An 18,984-nucleotide genomic window follows, 5' to 3' on the forward strand; every position below is an offset into this window, starting at 1 on the left:
GCCGCCCGCAACGCGCCAGCGGTCAGACCTGCGCCGCCCCGCCGTCCACGTGCAGTTCGACGCCCGCGACGTAGCTGGCGTCGTCGCTCAGCAGGAAGGCGGCCGCGGCGGCGACTTCGCTCGGGCGGGCCATGCGCTTGAGCGGGATGGTCTCGATGATCGCCGCGCGGAACGCCTCCGACGTGGCGGCCATCATCGCCGTGTCGGTCGGACCGGGGCTCACCACGTTCACGCGGACGCCCCGCGGCGCCAGCTCCGCCGTCCAGGTCCGGGCGTACGACCGCACGGCCGCCTTGGTGGCGCTGTAGGCGCCGCGCTCCGGGATCCCCATGGATCCGGCGACCGACCCGATCAGCACGACCGAGCCGCCGTCCCCCATGATCGGCAGGGCGGCCTGCAGCCCGAGCACCTGGCTGCGGACATTGACGGCGAAGTGGCGGTCGAAATGCTCCGCTGTCTCCTCCGCGACCGAAGCCGGTTCGGAGATGCCGGCGTTCAGGACCAGGGCGTCGATCCGCCCGTGGGCTTCGCGCACCGCCTCGACCGCCGCGGCGAGGTCCTCCGCCACGCTCGCGTCGGCCACCAGGCCGGTCGCGCCTCGCCCCACCTCCCTTGCCGCCGCTTCGGTCTCCTCGGCCTTGCGTCCGGTCAGGAAGACGCTTGCGCCCTCCGCCGCCAGCCGCTCGGCGATGGCCAGGCCGATGCCCTTCGCGCCGCCCACCACCAAAGCCACCTTGTTCGACATTCGAGCCATCGCAGGGTCCTCGTTTCAACGATGGCTTTCCAGATATACCGGGTATATCTGCTATCAAGAACGCACTTTGAGTAGCCTAGATATGCCTGACGATACCGATCTCGCGACCCTGTCGGCCCGCGCGCTGTCCAACATGGAGGTGGTGCGTCCGGTGCTCGACAAGATCGCCGACAAGTGGACGATCCTGATCCTGACCGTCCTGTGTCCTGAGCCCGCGCGCTTCAACGAGATCAAGCGCCGGCTGAACGGCGTCACCCACAAGGCCCTGGCCGACGCGCTGAAGCGCCTGGAGCGCAACGGCCTCGTGACCCGGACCGTCCTGCCGACCGCGCCCATCGGGGTGGAGTACGCGATCACGCCTCTGGGGCATTCCCTGCGCCAGCCCTTCGAAGCGCTCTGCGCCTGGGCGCTGGAGCACGGGGGCGCCATCTCGGCCGCCTCCTCGGCCTACGACCGGGCGCGGCAGGACTAGGGACCGGAGACCTCTCGCGCGCCGGCCGGGGTTGCGCCTCCGCTCGTGGCCCTCAAGGGCGCGAGCCTTCCACGTGGCGTCCTGCCGTCACCAGGGCACGGTGTTCCCGAAGCGGTCGAGGTAGCGCAGGCCGGGGGCGTCCTGTTGCGCCACCAGGACGTCGACGATCTGCGGCATGGCCTCGTCGGCGCCGACCGGCGCCTTGGCGCCGCCCAGATCGGTGCGGATCCACCCGGGCGCCATGAGGATCGCCGCACGGTCGGCGTGGCGGCCGGCGTAGCTGGCCATCGCCTGGTTCAGCGCCGCCTTGCTGGCCCTGTAGACGTCGTTCGTCCCGTTGGCGTTGTTGGCGATGCTGCCCTGCCCGGAGGACATTACGCCGACGACGCCGCCGGGCCGGGCCAGGGAGCCGAGCGCCTCCACGGCCCGCATGACGCCCAGGACGTTGGTCGCCATGACCTCGACGAAGTCCGCGGTGGCCACCTCGGCCATGGTGTCGGCGGGCCGGCGGTTGACGATCCCCGCATTGATGAAGACCAGATCGAACGACCGGCCGGCGAGCCGATCGCGCAGGCTCCGGATCTGGTCGGGGTCCGTCAGGTCGAGGGTCTCGACCTCGACGAGGCCGGCCCGTTCGGCGGCAAGGGCATGCAGGGGCGTCTCGGCGCCTCGGACCGTGCCCACGACCCGCCATCCCCGGTTCGCGAACTCGGCCGCCATGGCATGGCCGAGGCCGCGCGATGCGCCGATGATGACGATCGAGCCGGGGGCCGCCGATGATGCGTCACGGGTCAAGTCGGGTCTCCCCATGGCTCGGCGGCCGCCCCGCCGGAGCTCCCAGCCTCACCGCTTCGGGCTGGAGAACACCCTCACCACCTGATCCTCGAAGGACTCCAGGGGGTCGACGGCGAAGTCGGGATCGAACGCCGGGGCGTCCCAGCGGTCGACCAGTTTCTCGGCGAACGCGAACCAGGGCTGCTCGCGGAAATTCTCCCGCAGGTCGCCGGGCTTGCCCACGAACTCGTAGTAGTAGGCGCCCTGGAAGTCCTGGTGCCAGTAGATCGCCTGGTAGATGTCCTCCCGCACATAGGGCTTGAGCATCTCGGCGGCGATCGGCCCGTGGTTGGGGATCGACAGCACCTTGCCGATGTCGTGGCACAGCGCGGCGACCACCTCCTCGTCGCTGGCGCCGTCGCGGCGGGCCAGCGTCCCGGCCATCAGGCTGTGGGTCAACTGGTTGGCGGCGAAGCCGAGCTGCAGGGGCTCCAGCCGACGCAGGGTGTCCATGATCTGCATGGGGGCGGCGGACCGCTGGTGCGCCTTGTGCTCGGCGCCGATCACCTTCCAGTGCTCCTGGGTCCCCTCGCGCATGTCGACGAACATCGAACTCTCCCTGTCGGTCTTTGGCGGCAGACTACGTGGAGATCGGGGCCCGGGTCCACGCCCAGGTCCCGATCGGATCGCGGCCTCCCCGCCGGCACCGCCCTAGGCAGCCCGCGCCGGGCCTGCTCAACTGGGCCGACGAGAGGGCGCGGGAGGTCGGAATGAGCGGCTACGGCGTGCGGGTGGCGCAGGCGTCGGAGCGGGACACGGTCCTCGACACCCTGATGCTGGCCTTCAGCGGCGATCCCTGTCTGCGCTACGTGCTGGACACGCCGGGAAAGCTGCTCGAGGGGTTCCGGGCCTTCGCCGGGGGCATGGGCGGAGCGGCTCTGGATCAGGGGACGGCCTGGCTCGCCGAGGAGGCGGCCGCGGCCGCGCTCTGGCTGCCCCCCGGCGTGACCTCCGACCGCGAGGCCATGCTGGCGGTGGTGGCCGAACTGGCGCGCCCGGAGAAGCTGCCGGTGCTGGGCGAGCTGGGCGAGACGATGGCCCGCTACCATCCGCAGGAGCCGCACTGGTACCTCGCCATGATCGGCGTCGATCCCGCCCGTCAGGGGCGCGGCTACGGGTCGGCCATCCTGCGGGACTCCCTGCGGCGCTGCGACGAGGACGGGGTCATCGCCTACCTCGAGAGCTCCAATCCGAAGAACGTGCCGCTGTACGAGCGCTGGGGCTTCGAGGTCATGGGCTTCGTCCAGCCCGGAGATTTCCCCGGCCTCCACCCCATGGTGCGGCGGCCGCGGGTCTAGGCGCGCGCCAAGCTCCCGGGCGCCCTGCCGCGCCCCACCCGCAAAATGACAGCGCTGGCAAAACGGCGTTTGACCAGCAGATTGTTAGCGGTCACAGTCCGGGGAAAACGCCTTGGGAGGGGCGATCCGATGACGCCGGCCGAGCTCAGCGTGGTGCTGTTCCTGGCGCTTGCCGCCATCGTCGCGGCGGCCCGCGTCGTCGGCTGGATCGGCAAGCGCTTCCTCGGCCAGCCGCAGGTGGTGGGCGAGATGATCGCCGGCGTCCTGCTGGGGCCCTCCCTGCTGGGCCTCCTCTTCCCGCAGGCCCAGGCCACCCTCTTCCCCGCCGAGGCCAGGGGCGTGCTCTACGTCCTCTCCCAGCTCGGCGTCGGCCTCTACATGTTCCTGGTCGGCCTCGGCTTCGACCGCTCGCACTTCCGGGCCAACGCCCGCAGCGCCGCGGCGGTGTCGCTCTCGGGCATGGCCGCGCCCTTCCTGATCGCGCTCGTGCTGGCGCCCTGGCTGATGCGGACGCCGGGGCTGTTCTCGCCGAAGCTCGACACGGTGCAGGCCAGCCTGTTCCTCGGGGCCTGCATCTCCATCACCGCCTTCCCGATGCTGGCGCGCATCATCCACGAGCGCGGCCTCTCGAAGTCGCCCCTGGGGTCGCTGTCGCTCTCGGCCGGAGCCATCGACGACGCCGGCGCCTGGACGGTGCTGGCCGTGGTCCTCGCCACCTTCGGCGACGGCCCCGGCGTGGCGGTCAAGGCGGTGGTCTGCGCCGTCGGGTTCGCCGTCCTGGTGCTGGGCTTCGGTCCGCGGCTGCTGGCGCCGCTCGGGCGTCAGGCGGAGCGCGAGGGGACCCTGAGCCACGGCGTCCTCGCCACCGTGCTGATGCTGTTCCTGGCCTCGGCCTTCGCCATGGACTGGGCGGGGATGCACGCGGTGTTCGGCGGCTTCCTGCTGGGCGCCGCCATGCCGCGCGGCGTGCTGGCCCGCGAGCTGAAGGCCAGGCTCGAGCCGTTGACCGTGGTCCTGCTGCTGCCGGTCTTCTTCACCTTCTCGGGCCTGAACACCCAGCTCACCCTGATCGCCGAGCCGTCGCTGTTCCTGCTGGCGGCCGGGGTGCTGGCGGCCTCCATCCTGGCCAAGGGCGGCGCTTGCTGGGCCGCGGCCCGGCTCACCGGTCAGTCCAATCCCACCGCCATGGCCATCGGCGCCCTGATGAACGCCCGCGGCCTGATGGAGCTGATCATCATCAACATCGGCCTGCAGCGCGGCCTGATCGGGCCGGCCCTGTTCTCCATCCTGGTGCTGATGGCGGTGGTGACGACGCTGATGGCCTCGCCGCTGTTCGAGCTGGTCTACGGCGCCCGCGCCCGGGCGCGCGGCGAGCTGGGGGCCCTCGACGACGTCGAGCCCGCCCCCGCCCCCGCGGCCGGACCGGCCTAGGGCTCGCCCGGCCCGCTCACCTGCAGGCCGCGCGCGCGGAGCTGGGCGGCGATGCCGCTCTGCGCCAGCCAGGGCCGCAGGCTCACCAGCGCCACCGCATGGCCGGGCGTGGCCAGCGCCCCCTCGATGGCCGAGGCCTGGTCGCGCACCGCCCGGTCCCACAGCTCCGCGCCGCCGCCCAGCAGCAGCAGGCACTTGTCGAAGCTGCGCGGCTCGCTCAGCGCCTGCGCCACGTCGCCCCGCGCCCAGCCCTCCAGCGCCCCGCGCCAGCGCGCCCGCGGCGCCTCGGCGTCGGCCAGCGCGCCCTCCAGGCACTGCCGGTGGACCGCCGGGGTGATCCCGCCCAGCGCCTGGCGGATGAACGGCACGGCGTCGTAGGTGGCCGGGACCACCGTGCGCACCTTTCCGCGCCTCGCCAGCTTCTCCACCTCCCGCGCCAGCGAGCCCGTCTCGTCGGTCGCGCCGCGGGTGTCTTCCACCAGCATCTCGCCGGCCATCAGCGGCTGCCAGCCGGCGTAGCGCTTGGCCGGCCGGCCGATCCGTTCGCGCGCGGCGACGAACCGAGTCCGCAGCTCCGTCGGCAGGGTCTCCTCCAGTGGTGTCTTGGTGCGCAGCTGGCTGCGGGCCTTCAGCAGGGTGGGGATGTCGCGCAGCCCGCCCTTCAGGCTGATGCGATTGCCGACGATCAGCAGGTTCGCGCCGTCCAGCCGCCGCTCCAGGAACCGCCGGTCCCAGGCGAGGTCCGCCGGCAGGTCGTCGTCCGCCAGGCCCAGCACATAGACCGTGGTGTCGCCGTCGCGCACCCGCCACCAGGCCGGTCCGGGCTCCACCGCCTGGACCACCAGCTCGGCCACCAGGTTCGCCTCCGGGTCGGCCAGCGCCTGGGCCCGGGCCGACAGCGGGATCGCCACCGCCAGCGCCGAGGCGGCTGCCAGCATGGCGAGGAGGAGACGCATGGGAGACCCCTGTTCGTTCTGCGGACGCCCTTGGTCGCCGCCAATCAGGGCGAAAGCTTGACCATGGACGGGGCCCCTGCGCGCCCACGCATCCTGTCGCGCCCCTGGGGCAAATCGGCTCAGCCGGCCTGGGTCTCGCCGGTGGCCCGCTCCACCGCCAGCGCCGCGGAGAAGCCGTGCAGCACGGTGGAGACCAGGATGGTGAAGGCCGCGATGGCCCAGAGCTGCGCCTCGTTGGTCAGCTCCATGTGGCTGCCGGCGTAGCTCAGGTAGTAGATCGAGCCCACGCCCCGCACCCCGTAGAACGCCACCACCAGCCGCTCGCGGCCCCGGAGCGGCGAGCCGGCCACCGACAGCAGCCCCGCCGCCGGCCGGATCACCAGGATCAGCGCCAGGCCGATCAGCGCCCCGGTCAGGTCCAGCCGGCTCAGCAGCTCGGGCATGGCCGCGCCCAGGCCGATCAGCAGGATGGCGGTCAGCGCGTGCTCGATCGTCTCGGAGAAGTCGTGCAGCCGCACGTGGAAGGCATGGTCGGATTCCGAGCGCCGGAGCGTCACCCCGGCGACGAAGGCGGCGATGAAGCCGTAGCCCTCGGCCAGCTCCGTTACGCCATAGGCCACGAACACCCCGGCAAGCGCGAACACCCCGGCCTCGGTCTCGGCCAGGGCGTTCTCGCGCGGGATCTCGAACAGCACCTTGCCCAGCAGCCAGCCGATGGCGACCCCGCAGGCCGCCCCCACCACCACCCGGTAGGCCAGGTCGCGCGCCGCCCAGGTCCCGAACAGGTCCGGCGTCAGCGTCGCCGCCGCCGCGACCGCCAGGCTCAGGTGCACGAAGGGGAAGGCCAGGCCGTCGTTCAGCCCGGCCTCGGTGGTGAGCGTGAAGCGCACCGGGTGCTCGCCGCCCTCGGTCGGCCGCCCCACCTGCACGTCGCCGGCCAGCACCGGGTCGGTAGGGGCCAGCACCGATCCCAGCAGCAGGGCGCCGGCCAGCGTCATCCCGGCGAGCTGCCAGCCCAGCGCCGCCACGCCCAGGATGGTCAGCGGCATGCCCACCGCCAGCAGGCCGATGGTCGGGCCCCACTGCTTCAGGCTGAACAGCCGGTCGATCCGCAGGCCGACGCCGAACAGGCCGACGATCACGCACAGCTCGCTCAGGATCTCCCACGGCTTCGGCGCCGAGATCGGGCTCAGCGCCTCGGGCATGCCGGGGATCCAGCCGAAGATCAGCCAGCCCAGTCCGATCAGCAGCGCCGAGGCGGCCGGCTCCCGCCCCGAGAAGAACCGCGGCAGCCAGTAGGCCAGGATGATCGCCACGCCGAGCGCGGCGAGCAGGACGTGATAGCTGGAGAGTTCGTACAAGGGCGCGCAGGCTCCGGTGCGGAGCGGTTACGCGCGAACCCGGTCCGGGTTCAGTCCGCGCCGCGCGGCCGGCCCATCATCCGTCACAATGCCGCCCCAGCCTGCGCCCGAGGCTCACCTTGCGAAGGAGCGCGCACATGGGACGGGTGCTGGCGATCGCCGCGGCGATCTGGATGGGCGCGCTGCCGGCGGCGGCCCAGGACGGCTGGGGCTGGAGCATCATCATCCCCTCGGTCACCGGCACGGACCAGCTCGGGACCTACTTCCACAACCAGCGCCGGCGGCCAATTCCGCGGGGCTGCGCTACACGCCCTCGCCCGAGCGGCGTCGCGCCAACCTCGACCGCTTCCTGGCCGGCTGGCGCGGCGACGCCAAGAGCCGACGCGAGCTCGAGGCCGTCCTGCGCGACCCCACGTTCATGCCCAAGCTGGAGGCCGAGCTCGGCCGCTTCGGCCTGCGCAGCGACAACCTCGCCGACGCCTATACCGTCTGGTGGATCAACGTCTGGCACGCCGCCCACGGCGTCACCGGCGATCCCACCCAGGCCAGCGTCAAGGCGGTGAAGGCCCAGTCCGAGCGCGCCATGCTGGCGACGCCCGGCCTCGCCGGCGGCGACGACGCCGGCAAGCAGGCCATGGCCGAGGCCCTGCTGCTGCAGGCCGTCCTGATCGGCAGCGCCGCCGAACAGGCCAAGGCCGACCCCGCCCAGCTCCGCCAGATCGGCGACGCGGCGCGCCGCAGCGCCCGGGGCTTCGGCCTCGACCTGGACGCCTTCACCCTCACCGACGCCGGCTTCGTCCCGGCCCGGTCCGGCTAGAAGATCCCCACCGCGCCCTCGGCCCAGACGCCCAGCACCGCCGCGGCGATCACGGCGGCCGCGATCATGCGGTGCAGGGGCCGCCGCAGCCGCCAGGCCGCCAGCTCCCAGGCCAGGCCCGCGCCCACCAGCAGCCCGCCGGCCGCCAGGAAATCGCCGGCCGTCCAGGCCATCTCGTCGGTGAACCGCATGGCCACCGCCGGCGCGACCAGCGCCGCGGCGATCAGGGCCCAGAGCGGCAGGCGCCATGGGGCGCGGAAGGTGGCGGGGGTCATCGCGTGGGGTCTCCGTCCGGCGGCTCCCGGACGACCCTGCCCCGCCCCGCCCCCGCGCGACAGCCCCGGACGCCGAAGACCTCGGCTTCCCCGCCAGATCTCCACGGCGCCTGCACGCCCCGGCCCGCCCGGTCGTCGGCCCGCAGACCGATCCTCCGCCGTCTGACGGACAGCTTGACCATGGCCACCGCCTCCGGTTGAACTCGCCGGCAGTTCACGCCCGGCAAGGGTCTGAAGTTCAACAGCTTCCGTGCGTCCGCCTGCCGGCGCCGCGACGAGTAGCGCCGCACAGAGAGGAACGCCCATGGCCATCGTGGTCGCCGGCAACGCCGGCATCGACGTCAATGATCCCGAGATCGGCATGCTGGCCGAAGGCGTCCAGGCCGGCGAGGCCACGGCGACCTACGCCGCCCTGCGCTTCGAGGGCTGGCTCGACGAGTTCTACGGCCAGTTCCAGTACAACGCCTTCGGCCAGCTGGCCGGCGGCGTGCTCACCGGCTGGAAGCAGACCTACAACGGCCAGCTCGTCTTCGAGGTGAGCGGCGCCAACGTCTCGGTCTCGTCCTTCCTGATCTGGGTCGCCAACGACGACAACGCCACGGCGGTCTCCACCATCTTCGCGGGCGCCGACACCATGACCGGCTCGGCCTTCACCGACCGGCTGTCCGGCCATGCGGGGAACGACAGCCTCGTGGGCGGGGCCGGCGACGACACCCTCGAGGGCGGCGCGGGCCAGGACACCGTCTCCGGCGGCCTCGGCGCCGACGTGATCCGCGACACCGGCGGCCAGAACTACCTGCGCGGCAACGAGGGCGACGACAACCTGACCGGCGGCGCCGACTTCGACGACGTCCACGGCAACATGGGCAACGACACCGTCTCCGGCGGGGCCGGCGACGACTGGGTGGTCGGCGGCCAGGACAACGACCTGCAGTTCGGCGGCGACGGCTTCGACGTGGTCTACGGCAACCTCGGCGCCGACACCCTCAACGGCGACGCCGGCGACGACTGGGTCCGCGGCGGCCAGCAGGCCGACATCCTGAACGGCGGCGCCGGCAACGACTGGATGAGCGGCGACCGCGACAACGACACCCTCACCGGCGGCGCCGGCGCGGACCTGTTCAACCTGTTCGCCGGCGCCGGCCAGGACCGCATCACCGACTTCAGCCTGGCCCAGGGAGACCGGATCCGCTGGGAAGGCGGCCAGCCCAACTACACCGTCACCCAGGTGGGGGCCGACACCGTCGTCGCCTGGGGCGCCGGCGACCAGGTCACCCTCGTGGGCGTCCAGGCCTCCACCCTCACCGGCACGGGCTGGTTCGTGGTGGCCTGAAGCCCAAGACGCGCCGCGCCGCGGCCCCTTCCCCGCCTCTCCCCCGGCGCAGCCGAGCGGGAGAGGACTGAGGAGAGCGCCCTGCTGCTGGCGCATGGCTGACTTCCGGGCGCCCCCGACTCCGCGGCTCTCCAGCCGACGATAGCGCCGGCTGGAGAGCACGCGCTCATTGCAGGGCGCTGACCACGGCATCTGCAAGGGCGGCGGTCGATGCCGGATTCTGCCCGGTCAGCAGATTCCGGTCTTGCACCACGAAGGAGGCCCAGTTCGGCCCTTGCAGGAAAACGGCGCCGTGCTTGCGAAGGGTGTCGGCCAGCAGCCAGGGCGCCTTTTCGGCGGTCCCGAACTCGATCTCCTCCTCGTCGGTCAGGGCGGTCATCCGTCGTCCGGCGAAGGGCCAGCCGCCGTCCTCGTCCCTGGCCGCCAGCAGGCCGGCGGGCCCGTGACAGACCGCGGCGATGAACTTCGAGGCTCGGTCGGCCTGGACCAGCACCCGGCCCATGTCTGGATCCTTGTAGAGATCCTCTACGGGCCCGTGCCCCCCGGGGATGACGATGGCGTCGTAGGCGTCAGCGTCGACACCTGCGAGCACGAGCGGGTTCTGCAGGCGCTTTGCGTTCCGCGCGAGATAGTCGCGATAACGGGCGGCGGTCTCCTCGCCGACGATCTTCGGCTGCAGGCTCAGCGCGTCGATGGTCGGCGGGACGCCGCCCGGTGTGGCGAGATCGACATCGAAGCCGGCGGCGATCAGGGCTTCGTCCATCACGATGAACTCCTCGGCCCAGATGCCGGTGTCGTATGTCGAGCCATCAGTGCGGGTCCATTTGTCGGCGGCGGACAGCACGGTGAGCACGCGGGGCATGGGTTTGGTCTCCTTCGGGTGGGGGCCGCAGGCAGGGATTGTCCGGCCGCCGCCTGCGGCGGTTCGGCGGCCGGTCGGGGCGATGGCCCCCTTCGTTCATGGGTCAGATGTTCTGGCCGCCCGAGACCTCGATCCGCTGGGCGGTGATCCAGCGGTTGTCGGGACCGAGCAGGCTCGCCACCGCCGGCCCGATGTCGTCGGGGACGCCGACGCGTCCGAGCGCGATCATCGCGGCGAAAGCCTCGTTGTAGGCAGGGGTGTCGCGCACCGCCCCGCCGAGGAAGTCCGTCTCGATCGCCCCTGGGGCGATGGCGTTGGCGGTGATGCCGCGGGCGCCGAGTTCCTTGGCCATGTAGAGCGTGAGGATCTCCACCGCCCCCTTGGCGGCCGAATAGGCGGCGAAGCCGGGATAAGACACCCGGGTCAGGCCGGATGAGAAGTTCACGATCCGCCCGCCGTCGGCCAGGAGCGGCAGCAGGGCCTGCGTCAGGAAGAACACGCCCTTCACGTGCACGTCGAACAGTTGGTCGAACTGCGCCTCGGCCGTCTCGGCGAAGCCCGCCATCTCCCCATGGCCGGCATTGTTCACCAGATGGTCGAAGGTGTTCCGGCTCCAGGCTCCGAGGGTGGCGCGCACCTGGTCGGCGAAGGCGGGGAAGCCCGAAGTGTCGCCGGTGTCGAGCGAGATTGCGGCGGCGCGCCGGCCCATCGCCTCGATCTCGGCGACGACACGCCGCGCCTCCTCGGCCTGGCTGCGGTAGGTCAGGATCACGTCGCCGCCGTGGCGCGCGATGCTTAGGGCGGTGTTGCGGCCGAGGCCACGGCTGCCGCCGGTGACGATGGAAATGGTGCTCATGATGGGGCTCCTGTGAACTTTGGGGTGAGGTCAAGCCGGCCGGCTCGGGTCGGCCGTTTGAGCGTCGGCGGGGGCGCCGAACTCGCGGTGCAGGCGGAGCAGCGCCCCGCCGCAGTTGCTTTCGAGGAAGAAGAAGACGGTCGCGGCGAGCAGGGCGACGAGCCCCGAGCTGCCCGAGATGGTCAGCACCAGGCCTACGGCCGGCGCCGGCGCGCCGCGCGCCTGGACCAGGAGGGCGCCGGCCAGCCCGAGGACCGTCGTGGCGGCGAACAGCGCCACCGCGGCGTTAAGCAGGCTCAGGCCGAAGAGCTGCAGTCGGATGCGCCGCCTCGCGAGGGCGACCGCGGCTGCCGGAGCGACGTACTGCCGGGCCACCCCACCGTCGCCGGCGGCCAACGCGGCGCGGAATTCGCGCCACTGCAGGATGGCCAGGTTGTAGCGGGTCGTGGCGCCGTTCTGCAGGATGGCGCTCGCGTTGGTCAGGATCGCCGGACCGGCGATGAAGCTGAGCGAAGCGAACGGGTCTTCAGGCATGCGAGGTCTCCCTCCGCCGGCGGGGAAGCCGGCGGCTGACCGATCCGGCCCGGGGGCCGCATCGGGGAGGTGGAAGGGGGCAGGCGGGCAACCGCCGTGAGCAGTAAGGTACTCACCCGAGCCATGCCCGGACGGCAGACGTCTCGACGTCGGCCTCAGGGTGATAACAAGGTCGCTTCGTCTGAAGAACGACTTCGTTTATGGGTCGACCATACCTGGAAGGCATGGGTCGCATGGAGCTTCGCCACCTCAGATACTTCGTGGCCGTCGCGGAGGAGGGCAGCCTCACCGTCGCCGCCGAGCGGCGGCTGCATACCGCCCAGCCGTCTCTCAGCCGCCAGCTCCGGGATCTCGAGCTCGAGGTCGGCGCCCAGCTCTTCATCCGCGGCCCTCGCGGCGTCGAGCTCACCGCCGCCGGACGCGCCTTCCTGGAGCACGCCCGGCTCGCGTTGCGGGAAGCTGGCGAAGCGGTTGCAGCGGCGCGGCGCGCGGTCAGGCCTCCGAAGCCCAGCTTCTCCGTGGGCTTTCTGACGGGCCAGGAAGTCATATGGCTTCCACACGTCACCAACGTGCTGCGAAGCCAGCTCAAGGACATCGACTTCCGCGTTTCGAGCGACTTCTCGCCGGATATTGGCGAAGCGGTCCAGCGGGGCGAGATCGACCTGGGATTTTGCCGGCTCGAGCCACAGCCCGACGTCTCCTACAAGGTCATCGCGCACGAGCCGATCCTGGTGATTCTGCCCGCGGACCACCCCCTGGCCGCCCGCTCGGCCATCGACGTGCGCGAGATCGATCCGGCCTCCTTCATCGGCTACACGGACACCCCGCACGTGCTGCGCGGCATCGTGGATCGCTATCTGCGCGATCGGGGCGTGCCCATGAGGCCCACGCAACTTCTCGACGGCATCGCCACGGGCATATCGCTGGTGGCGTCGACGGGCGGCGTGACCCTATTGCCGGCCTACGTGGAGCCGCTTCTGCCCCGCTCGGTCGTCAGCCGGCCGCTCTCCGGCAATGCGCCGGTCATCGAGATCGCGGCAGGGTACCGGGCCGACAATCCGTCGCCCATCCTTAGGTTTTTCCTCGAGAACCTCGACCAGATCGTCGCCGCGCGGGCGAACGCCCTCGGCCGTGACGCCTGAGGTTGCGACGAGCTCCGCGGGCGCCGGCGCGGACGTCATCGAAAAGGGACGACTTCCCTTCCGCCGCAGTACGTGGCTGAGCGGACACGCGCCGTGTGACCATGAGGTGTGCGTGAGGTTTAGCGGCGAGCGGGAGGAGGAGCCCCCCAAGCGATCGAAGCGCGGCGACAGGTGGCGCAAGCCCGCGCCCTACCCCACCCGCTCGAACGCCATCACCCAGTTCACCTCCCACGTCGCCCCCTCGTCCGCCGAGAACGCCTGCTCCCAGCGGGCCGTGGTCGCCGTGATCTCCGACCAGACGAACCGCACGAGGATGGGCCGGCCGTCGAGGGTGTCGCGGGCGAGGAAGGTCCCCACCCCGTCCACGAAACCGCCCCGCACCGGCGTGTCGAGCCCGCCGGCGCGTCCGTCCGCCCACCAGATCGACCACACCCCGGTCTCCGGATCGCGCCGGCGGAAGGCGGCCGCGCGATAGGCGCCGGCGGGGTCGTCGAGGACGTTGTCCTCCACGTTCGCCTCGCCGCCCATCACCTCGAAGGCCCGGCAGGTCCCTTCGAACTCCACCCAGTCCTCGCAGCCCGCCAGGCGCGCCTTCAGCTTGCGGTGGCGCACCCGCCACTCGCCCGTCTGGAACCCGAAATCGCCCATCGCCCGTCTCCGTCCGCCCGTCGGACACCGACCTAGCCGAGGCCTGCTGCCAGGGTCTGTCAGCAACCTTCCCCCAGGGCCGCCGCCCACCGCCCCCTCCGTGTCTTCCGTTCGGTCCGTGAGGTCCGTGGTCCCGCCCCCTCCCCCTTCGTTGACACCGCCGCCGGCCCGGCCCCATCCTCCCCACAGGCGTGATCACCCCCGCGAGGCGCCGATGCTGCACCCCCTGGGCTGCCGCTGCGGCGCCCTGAGCGGAACCGTCGACACCGCCCAGCCGCACGAGCGGATCACCTGCTACTGCGCCGACTGCCAGGCCTACGCCCACGTGCTCGGCCACCCCGAGGACCTGGACGCGCGCGGCGGCTCGAACGCGCTGCTGACCTCGCCCAGCGCCATCCACATCGCGTCGGGCGCCGAGCGGCTGGCCTCGGTCCGCCTGAGCGGGCGGGGGCCGGTGCGCTGGTATGCGGCCTGCTGCGACACCCCGGTGGCCAACACGGGCGCGTCGCCGAAGATGGCCTTCGCCGCCCTGCAGGCGCCGGTGCTGGGCGGGGCCCCGGCGCTCGACGCCGCCTTCGGGCCCGCGCGCCTGTTCGGCTTCGTGAAGACCGCCCGGGGCGAGCCGAAGCCGCCGCAGACGCCGTTCGTGGGCGTCCTGCTGCGGGTCGCGGCCCGCAGCCTCAAGGCGCGGCTGGACGGCAGCTACCGGCGCACGCCCTTCTTCGATGCGGCGACCGGCCGGCCGGTGGCCGCGCCGCGGGTGCTCTCGCCGGACGAGCGGGCGGGGTTCGTGGCCGCCGCCCTGCGGGCCTGAGCCGCCCACGCTTTACCCATCCCCGCACCTCCCCCCGCCTGCGCCACACTCCCGCGTTGACTCCCCCCGCCCCTCCGCTACACCGTCGGCCGACTCTCGCGGGAGAGACCGGGATTCACCCCGGAGCCGAAGGCGCAACCGCCCCGGAAACGCTCAGGCAAAAGGACCGCGAGGGGCGAAGGCACGCTGGAAAGTTCCCTCCGTCGCTCACCCGAGCGAAGGCGGGACGCCGAAGGAGCAGGGGGCGCCGGCAAGGCTAGGCCGGGGCCCGAAATCTCTCAGGCCATAAGGACAGCGGGGGCGCAGGGATGCCGGGCCACGGGGTCCGGCGGACCGAACGCGCGTCACCGGAGTCCTTCGCCTTGTCCGACCTCCCCGCCGAAACGGTCCTGAAGACCACGCCGCTTTCCGAGGCCCACGTGGCGCTGGGCGCCAAGATGGTCCCCTTCGCCGGCTACTCCATGCCGGTGCAGTACGCCGAGGGCGTGCTGAAGGAGCACCTCTGGACCCGCGAGCACGCCGGCCTGTTCGACGTCTCCCACATGGGCCAGGCGCGCCTGCGCGGCGTCGCGCCGCTGTCGGCCTTCGAGGAGATCACGCCGTCCGACTTCATCGGCCTGAAACCCGGCAAGCAGCGCTACTCCGTCCTGCTGAACCGCCAGGGCGGGATCATCGACGATCTGATGGCCGCGCGGCCGATCCGGCCCGACGGCTCCGGCGACGACGGCCTCTTCGTGGTGGTCAACGGCGCCTGCAAGGACAACGACTTCCGGGTCATCGACGACGAGCTCTCCCCCCAGGTGACCATCGAGCGCCTGGAGGACCGGGCGCTGATCGCCCTGCAGGGCCCGGCCGCGGTCGAGGTGCTGAAGCGCCACGTGCCCGAGGTCGCCGCCATGGTGTTCATGGACGCCCGCCTGCTGGAAGGCTTCGGCGTCGACCTGATCGTCTCGCGCTCGGGCTACACCGGCGAGGACGGCTTCGAGATCTCCGTCCCCGGGCACGCGGCCGTCAGCGTCTGGAACCAGCTCCTCGCCGACGAGCGGGTGAAGCCCATCGGCCTGGGCGCGCGCGATTCCCTGCGCCTCGAGGCCGGCCTGCCGCTCTACGGCCACGACCTCGACGAGACGGTCAGCCCCATCGAGGCCGACCTCGGCTTCGCGGTGTCCAAGAAGCGCCGCGACGCCCGCGACTTCCCGGGCGCGGCCCGCATCGCGGGTGAGCTCAGCCAGGGCCCCTTCCGGGTCCGTGTCGGCCTTAAGGTGCTGGAAGGCGCCCCCGCCCGCGAGGGCGCCGAGATCGCCGACGAGGACGGCCAGGTGGTGGGCAAGGTCACCTCCGGCGGCTTCTCGCCGGTGCTGCGCCAGGGGATCGCGCTCGCCTTCGTGCCCCCGCTGCACTCCGAGCCCGGCACGAAGCTCAAGGTCATCGTCCGCGGCAAGACCCAGGCCGCCGAGGTGGTGAAGACCCCCTTCGTCGCCCACCGCTACGTCCGCAAACTCTAGGAGAGAGAGCCCGCCATGAAGTTCACCAAGGACCACGAGTGGGTGTCGCTGGACGGCGACGTGGCCACCGTCGGCATCACGTCCTACGCCGCCGAACAGCTCGGCGATGTGGTGTTCGTGGAGACGCCCGACGTGGGCAAGACCGTGAAGGCCGGCGACGGCTTCGCGGTGGTCGAGAGCGTAAAGGCCGCCTCCGACGTCTACGCCCCGGTCTCCGGCGAGGTGGTGGAGGCCAACGAGACCCTCTCCGGCGCCCCTGAGACCGTCAACGCCGAGCCCACCGGCGCCGGCTGGTTCGCCAAGGTCCGCGTCGCCGACCCCGCCGAGCTCGACGGCCTCATGGATGAAGCCGCCTACAAGGCCTACCTCGACACCCTCTGATCGGCGCGTAGCGCCCTCCTCCTGCTGAGTAGCCGATGCGATATCTCCCGCTGACCCCGTCCGACCGCGCCGAGATGCTCGGCGTCATCGGCGCGCCCACCGTCGACGCCCTGTTCGCCGACGTCCCCGAGGCCGCCCGGAAGAAGGATCTCTTCGACCTGCCGCTGCATGCGGGCGAGCTGGAGGTGGAGCGGGAGCTCTCCGCCCTGTCGGCGATGAACCGCCCGGCCGGCGCGGGGCCGTTCTTCTGCGGCGCCGGGGCCTACAAGCACCATGTGCCGGCCACCGTGGACCACATCATCCAGCGCTCGGAGTTCCTGACCAGCTACACGCCCTACCAGCCGGAGATCGCCCAGGGCACGCTGCAGGTCCTGTTCGAGTTCCAGACCCAGGTGGCGGCGCTCACCGGGCTCGATGTGGCCAACGCCTCCATGTACGATGGCTCCACCGCGACGGCGGAAGCCGTGATGATGGCCCAGCGGGTCACCCGGCGCGAGAAGGCGATCCTCTCCGGCGGCCTACATCCGCACTACGCCGCCACCACCCAGACCATCGCCCACGCCGAGGGCATGGAGATCGTGCGCCAGCCGGCCGCCGTGGACGCCGAGGCCGCGGTCATCGACCTGATCGACGCCGAGACCGCCTGCGTGGTGGTCCAGACGCCCAACGTCTTCGGCGTGGTCACCGACGTGTCGAAGATCGCCGAGGCCGCTCATGCGAAGGGCGCCCTGCTGATCGTCGTGACCACCGAGGCGGTCTCCTACGGCCTGCTGAAGTCGCCGGGCGCCATGGGCGCGGACATCGCGGTCGCAGAGGGCCAGTCGATCGGCAACGGCCTGAACTTCGGCGGCCCCTACGTGGGCCTCTTCGCCGCCCGCGAGAAGCTGGTCCGCCAGATGCCGGGCCGGCTGTGCGGCGAGACCGTGGATGCGGAGGGCCGCCGCGGCTATGTGCTGACGCTGTCCACCCGCGAGCAGCACATCCGCCGCGAGAAGGCGACCTCCAACATCTGCACCAACTCCGGCCTCTGCGCGCTGGCCTTCACCATCCACCTCTCCCTGCTGGGCGAGACGGGGCTGAAGCAGCTTGCCGCCCTGAACCACAGCCGGGCCCGCGAGCTGAAGGCCGCGCTCTCGGGCGTCGCCGGCGTCGAGGTCCTGACCCCGCGGTTCTTCAACGAGATCGCCGTGAGGGTCCCCGGCGACGCCGCCGCCCTCGTGGAGGCCTGCCTGGCTGACGGCGTGGTCGCCGGCGTGCCGTTCTCGCGCCTCGACCCGCACGCCGGCTTGGGTGACGTCCTGCTGCTGGCCGCCACCGAGACCACCACCTCCGAAGACGTCGCGGCGCTGGTCGGCGCCCTTTCCCGGAACATCGCCCGATGACCATGCTGAACGTGGGCCGCCCCACCCGCCCCGACGCCGCCGCCTCGACCGGCCACGCCTCCCTCTCCGGCGGCCGCGGCCTGCTGCAGGACGAGCCCCTGCTGTTCGAGCTGGGCGGCTGGGAGAAGACCGGCGTCGACCTGCCGGAGCCCGAGCACGACGCCTCGGACCTGGGCGACCTGGTCCGCGCCGGGCCGATCGGCCTGGCCGGCCTTTCCGAGCCCGAGGCCGTGCGCCACTACGTGCGCCTCTCGCAGAAGAACCACGCCATCGACCTGGCGCTCTATCCGCTGGGCTCGTGCACCATGAAGCACAACCCGCGGCTCAACGAGCGGATGGCGCGGCTGGCCGGCTTCGCCGACCTGCACCCGCTGCAGCCGCAGTCCACGACCCAGGGCGCCTTGGCGCTCATGGACCGCCTGGCCCACTGGCTGAAGACGCTGACCGGCATGCCGGCCGTGGCGCTGTCGCCTAAGGCCGGCGCGCACGGCGAGCTCTGCGGCCTGCTCTGCATCAAGGCCGCCCACGAGGCCGCCGGCCAGGGCCACCGCCGCCGCGTCCTGGTGCCCACCTCGGCCCACGGCACGAACCCGGCCACCGCCGCCTTCGTCGGCTACACCGTCACCGAAATCGCTCAGACCACGGACGGTCGCGTCGACCTCGCCGACCTCGCCGCCAAGCTCGGCCCCGACGTCGCCGCGATCATGGTGACCAACCCCAACACCTGCGGCCTCTTCGAGCGGGACATCCTCGAGATCTCCCGCCTCACGCACGAGGCGGGAGCCTACTTCTACTGCGACGGCGCCAACTTCAACGCCATCGTCGGCCGGGTCCGTCCCGGCGACCTGGGCGTCGACGCCATGCACATCAACCTGCACAAGACCTTCTCCACCCCGCACGGCGGCGGCGGTCCGGGCGCAGGCCCCGTGGTGCTCTCGGAGGCCCTGGCGGCGTTTGCCCCGGCCCCTTGGGTGGTCTCCGGGCCCGACGGCCTGCATCTCGTCGAGGAAGCTAAGGACGAGGCGGCCCAGGCGTTCGGCCGGATGAGCGCCTTCCACGGCCAGATGGGCATGTTCGTGCGCGCCTACGCCTACATGCGCAGCCATGGCTCCGATGGCTTGCGGCAGGTGGCGGAGGACGCCGTCCTCAACGCCAACTACCTCAAGGCCCGCCTGTCGCAGGAGATGAGCCCGGCCTTCCCGGACGGCCCCTGCATGCACGAGGCGCTGTTCGACGACACTTGGCTCGAGGACACCGGCGTCACCACGCTCGATTTCGCCAAGGCGATGATCGACGAGGGCTTCCACCCGATGACCATGTACTTCCCGC

At 72.0% G+C, this 18,984-nt stretch carries 21 protein-coding genes and 1 riboswitch; of the genes, 11 read left to right on the forward strand and 10 right to left on the reverse strand.

Annotated features, from left to right (window positions below; translation table 11 throughout):
* Positions 1-22: 22 nt before the first annotated feature.
* A complete protein-coding gene (locus tag ACE3Q8_RS19885; protein WP_374472204.1) occupies positions 23-754 on the reverse strand; it encodes an SDR family NAD(P)-dependent oxidoreductase in 732 nt (243 codons plus the stop codon).
* 82 nt (positions 755-836) lie between these two features.
* Here ACE3Q8_RS19885 and ACE3Q8_RS19890 point away from each other — a divergent pair, with 82 nt between their 5' ends.
* Positions 837-1,226, forward strand: a complete 390-nt coding sequence (locus tag ACE3Q8_RS19890; protein WP_374472206.1) for a winged helix-turn-helix transcriptional regulator — start codon at positions 837-839, stop codon at positions 1,224-1,226.
* Positions 1,227-1,313: 87 nt separating this feature from the next.
* On the opposite strand, the gene ACE3Q8_RS19895 is transcribed toward ACE3Q8_RS19890, so the two are convergent.
* Both ACE3Q8_RS19895 and ACE3Q8_RS19900 read right to left on the reverse strand, forming a co-directional pair.
* The gene (locus tag ACE3Q8_RS19895) at positions 1,314-2,021 is read right to left on the reverse strand and encodes an SDR family NAD(P)-dependent oxidoreductase (protein ID WP_374472207.1); all 708 of its coding nucleotides are present in this window, start codon (positions 2,019-2,021) and stop codon (positions 1,314-1,316) included.
* Positions 2,022-2,069: 48 nt separating this feature from the next.
* Positions 2,070-2,609, reverse strand: coding sequence for an HD domain-containing protein (locus ACE3Q8_RS19900; protein WP_374472208.1), 540 nt, complete (start codon positions 2,607-2,609; stop codon positions 2,070-2,072).
* A gap of 161 nt (positions 2,610-2,770) precedes the next feature.
* Between ACE3Q8_RS19900 and ACE3Q8_RS19905 the strand changes: the two genes are divergently transcribed.
* Entirely contained in the window at positions 2,771-3,358 is a 588-nt protein-coding gene (locus tag ACE3Q8_RS19905) for a GNAT family N-acetyltransferase (RefSeq protein WP_374472210.1), read from the forward strand.
* Between the two features lie 129 nt (positions 3,359-3,487).
* Positions 3,488-4,789: a cation:proton antiporter gene (locus ACE3Q8_RS19910; protein ID WP_374472212.1), complete on the forward strand. Its 1,302-nt coding sequence runs from the start codon at positions 3,488-3,490 to the stop codon at positions 4,787-4,789.
* Here ACE3Q8_RS19910 and ACE3Q8_RS19915 read toward each other — a convergent pair.
* Both ACE3Q8_RS19915 and ACE3Q8_RS19920 read right to left on the reverse strand, forming a co-directional pair.
* Complete coding sequence (locus tag ACE3Q8_RS19915; protein ID WP_374472214.1) at positions 4,786-5,745, reverse strand: TraB/GumN family protein; 960 nt, start codon at positions 5,743-5,745, stop codon at positions 4,786-4,788. The genes ACE3Q8_RS19910 and ACE3Q8_RS19915 overlap by 4 nt on opposite strands.
* Positions 5,746-5,864: 119 nt before the next feature.
* Positions 5,865-7,106, reverse strand: a complete 1,242-nt coding sequence (locus tag ACE3Q8_RS19920; RefSeq protein ID WP_374472216.1) for a cation:proton antiporter — start codon at positions 7,104-7,106, stop codon at positions 5,865-5,867.
* 88 nt (positions 7,107-7,194) lie between these two features.
* On the opposite strand from ACE3Q8_RS19920, the gene ACE3Q8_RS19925 reads away from it, so the two are divergent.
* On the forward strand, positions 7,195-7,923 hold the full coding sequence (locus tag ACE3Q8_RS19925; RefSeq protein ID WP_374472218.1) for a DUF6683 family protein: 729 nt from the start codon (positions 7,195-7,197) through the stop codon (positions 7,921-7,923).
* Here the strand turns inward: ACE3Q8_RS19925 and ACE3Q8_RS19930 are convergent.
* The gene (locus ACE3Q8_RS19930) at positions 7,920-8,198 is read right to left on the reverse strand and encodes a hypothetical protein (protein ID WP_374472220.1); all 279 of its coding nucleotides are present in this window, start codon (positions 8,196-8,198) and stop codon (positions 7,920-7,922) included. The two genes, ACE3Q8_RS19925 and ACE3Q8_RS19930, sit on opposite strands and share 4 nt — an antisense overlap.
* A 304-nt stretch (positions 8,199-8,502) precedes the next feature.
* Between ACE3Q8_RS19930 and ACE3Q8_RS19935 the strand changes: the two genes are divergently transcribed.
* Positions 8,503-9,531, forward strand: a complete 1,029-nt coding sequence (locus ACE3Q8_RS19935) for a calcium-binding protein (RefSeq protein WP_374472222.1) — start codon at positions 8,503-8,505, stop codon at positions 9,529-9,531.
* Between the two features lie 166 nt (positions 9,532-9,697).
* Here ACE3Q8_RS19935 and ACE3Q8_RS19940 read toward each other — a convergent pair whose 3' ends face one another.
* The 3 genes from ACE3Q8_RS19940 to ACE3Q8_RS19950 all read right to left on the reverse strand — a co-directional run bounded on the left by ACE3Q8_RS19940 (position 9,698) and on the right by ACE3Q8_RS19950 (position 11,783).
* A complete protein-coding gene (locus tag ACE3Q8_RS19940; RefSeq protein ID WP_374472224.1) occupies positions 9,698-10,393 on the reverse strand; it encodes a type 1 glutamine amidotransferase domain-containing protein in 696 nt (231 codons plus the stop codon).
* 103 nt (positions 10,394-10,496) lie between these two features.
* Positions 10,497-11,249, reverse strand: coding sequence for an SDR family NAD(P)-dependent oxidoreductase (locus tag ACE3Q8_RS19945; protein ID WP_374472226.1), 753 nt, complete (start codon positions 11,247-11,249; stop codon positions 10,497-10,499).
* Positions 11,250-11,279: 30 nt separating this feature from the next.
* Positions 11,280-11,783, reverse strand: a complete 504-nt coding sequence (locus ACE3Q8_RS19950) for a hypothetical protein (RefSeq protein WP_374472228.1) — start codon at positions 11,781-11,783, stop codon at positions 11,280-11,282.
* Between the two features lie 233 nt (positions 11,784-12,016).
* On the opposite strand from ACE3Q8_RS19950, the gene ACE3Q8_RS19955 reads away from it, so the two are divergent.
* Entirely contained in the window at positions 12,017-12,925 is a 909-nt protein-coding gene (locus tag ACE3Q8_RS19955) for a LysR substrate-binding domain-containing protein (RefSeq protein ID WP_374472230.1), read from the forward strand.
* Positions 12,926-13,114: 189 nt separating this feature from the next.
* Here ACE3Q8_RS19955 and ACE3Q8_RS19960 read toward each other — a convergent pair whose 3' ends face one another.
* Positions 13,115-13,573, reverse strand: a complete 459-nt coding sequence (locus ACE3Q8_RS19960; RefSeq protein ID WP_374472231.1) for a DUF1579 domain-containing protein — start codon at positions 13,571-13,573, stop codon at positions 13,115-13,117.
* 214 nt (positions 13,574-13,787) lie between these two features.
* On the opposite strand from ACE3Q8_RS19960, the gene ACE3Q8_RS19965 reads away from it, so the two are divergent.
* The 5 genes from ACE3Q8_RS19965 to gcvPB all read left to right on the forward strand — a co-directional run.
* Entirely contained in the window at positions 13,788-14,387 is a 600-nt protein-coding gene (locus ACE3Q8_RS19965) for a DUF6151 family protein (protein WP_374472233.1), read from the forward strand.
* An 89-nt stretch (positions 14,388-14,476) separates the two neighbouring features.
* Positions 14,477-14,566, forward strand: a riboswitch (glycine riboswitch).
* Between the two features lie 183 nt (positions 14,567-14,749).
* Positions 14,750-15,892 (forward strand): glycine cleavage system aminomethyltransferase GcvT, encoded by a 1,143-nt coding sequence (gene gcvT / locus ACE3Q8_RS19970; protein ID WP_374472235.1) that lies wholly within the window; start codon positions 14,750-14,752, stop codon positions 15,890-15,892.
* Positions 15,893-15,907: 15 nt separating this feature from the next.
* On the forward strand, positions 15,908-16,273 hold the full coding sequence (gene gcvH / locus ACE3Q8_RS19975; RefSeq protein WP_374472237.1) for a glycine cleavage system protein GcvH: 366 nt from the start codon (positions 15,908-15,910) through the stop codon (positions 16,271-16,273).
* 35 nt (positions 16,274-16,308) lie between these two features.
* A complete protein-coding gene (gene gcvPA / locus ACE3Q8_RS19980; RefSeq protein ID WP_374472238.1) occupies positions 16,309-17,655 on the forward strand; it encodes an aminomethyl-transferring glycine dehydrogenase subunit GcvPA in 1,347 nt (448 codons plus the stop codon).
* The coding region (gcvPB, locus tag ACE3Q8_RS19985; RefSeq protein WP_374472239.1) for an aminomethyl-transferring glycine dehydrogenase subunit GcvPB at positions 17,652-18,984 on the forward strand (1,333 nt) is incomplete at its 3' end. The genes gcvPA and gcvPB, both read left to right, overlap by 4 nt.

It is taken from the genome of Phenylobacterium sp. (genome assembly GCF_041913825.1).
In the GTDB taxonomy this organism is placed as follows: Bacteria; Pseudomonadota; Alphaproteobacteria; order Caulobacterales; family Caulobacteraceae; genus Phenylobacterium.

Bases quoted from the DNA above. Each gene is read 5' to 3' on its own strand.
- ACE3Q8_RS19935 (WP_374472222.1), top strand. From the start codon at position 8,503: ATGGCCATCGTGGTCGCCGGCAACGCCGGCATCGACGTCAATGATCCC.
- ACE3Q8_RS19950 (WP_374472228.1), bottom strand. From the start codon at position 11,783: ATGCCTGAAGACCCGTTCGCTTCGCTCAGCTTCATCGCCGGTCCGGCG.
- ACE3Q8_RS19900 (WP_374472208.1), bottom strand. From the start codon at position 2,609: ATGTTCGTCGACATGCGCGAGGGGACCCAGGAGCACTGGAAGGTGATC.
- gcvPA (WP_374472238.1), top strand. From the start codon at position 16,309: ATGCGATATCTCCCGCTGACCCCGTCCGACCGCGCCGAGATGCTCGGC.
- ACE3Q8_RS19925 (WP_374472218.1), top strand. From the start codon at position 7,195: ATGCCGCCCCAGCCTGCGCCCGAGGCTCACCTTGCGAAGGAGCGCGCA.
- ACE3Q8_RS19905 (WP_374472210.1), top strand. From the start codon at position 2,771: ATGAGCGGCTACGGCGTGCGGGTGGCGCAGGCGTCGGAGCGGGACACG.
- ACE3Q8_RS19885 (WP_374472204.1), bottom strand. From the start codon at position 754: ATGGCTCGAATGTCGAACAAGGTGGCTTTGGTGGTGGGCGGCGCGAAG.
- ACE3Q8_RS19915 (WP_374472214.1), bottom strand. From the start codon at position 5,745: ATGCGTCTCCTCCTCGCCATGCTGGCAGCCGCCTCGGCGCTGGCGGTG.
- ACE3Q8_RS19890 (WP_374472206.1), top strand. From the start codon at position 837: ATGCCTGACGATACCGATCTCGCGACCCTGTCGGCCCGCGCGCTGTCC.
- ACE3Q8_RS19910 (WP_374472212.1), top strand. From the start codon at position 3,488: ATGACGCCGGCCGAGCTCAGCGTGGTGCTGTTCCTGGCGCTTGCCGCC.
- ACE3Q8_RS19945 (WP_374472226.1), bottom strand. From the start codon at position 11,249: ATGAGCACCATTTCCATCGTCACCGGCGGCAGCCGTGGCCTCGGCCGC.
- gcvH (WP_374472237.1), top strand. From the start codon at position 15,908: ATGAAGTTCACCAAGGACCACGAGTGGGTGTCGCTGGACGGCGACGTG.
- ACE3Q8_RS19955 (WP_374472230.1), top strand. From the start codon at position 12,017: ATGGAGCTTCGCCACCTCAGATACTTCGTGGCCGTCGCGGAGGAGGGC.
- ACE3Q8_RS19965 (WP_374472233.1), top strand. From the start codon at position 13,788: ATGCTGCACCCCCTGGGCTGCCGCTGCGGCGCCCTGAGCGGAACCGTC.
- ACE3Q8_RS19940 (WP_374472224.1), bottom strand. From the start codon at position 10,393: ATGCCCCGCGTGCTCACCGTGCTGTCCGCCGCCGACAAATGGACCCGC.
- ACE3Q8_RS19930 (WP_374472220.1), bottom strand. From the start codon at position 8,198: ATGACCCCCGCCACCTTCCGCGCCCCATGGCGCCTGCCGCTCTGGGCC.
- ACE3Q8_RS19960 (WP_374472231.1), bottom strand. From the start codon at position 13,573: ATGGGCGATTTCGGGTTCCAGACGGGCGAGTGGCGGGTGCGCCACCGC.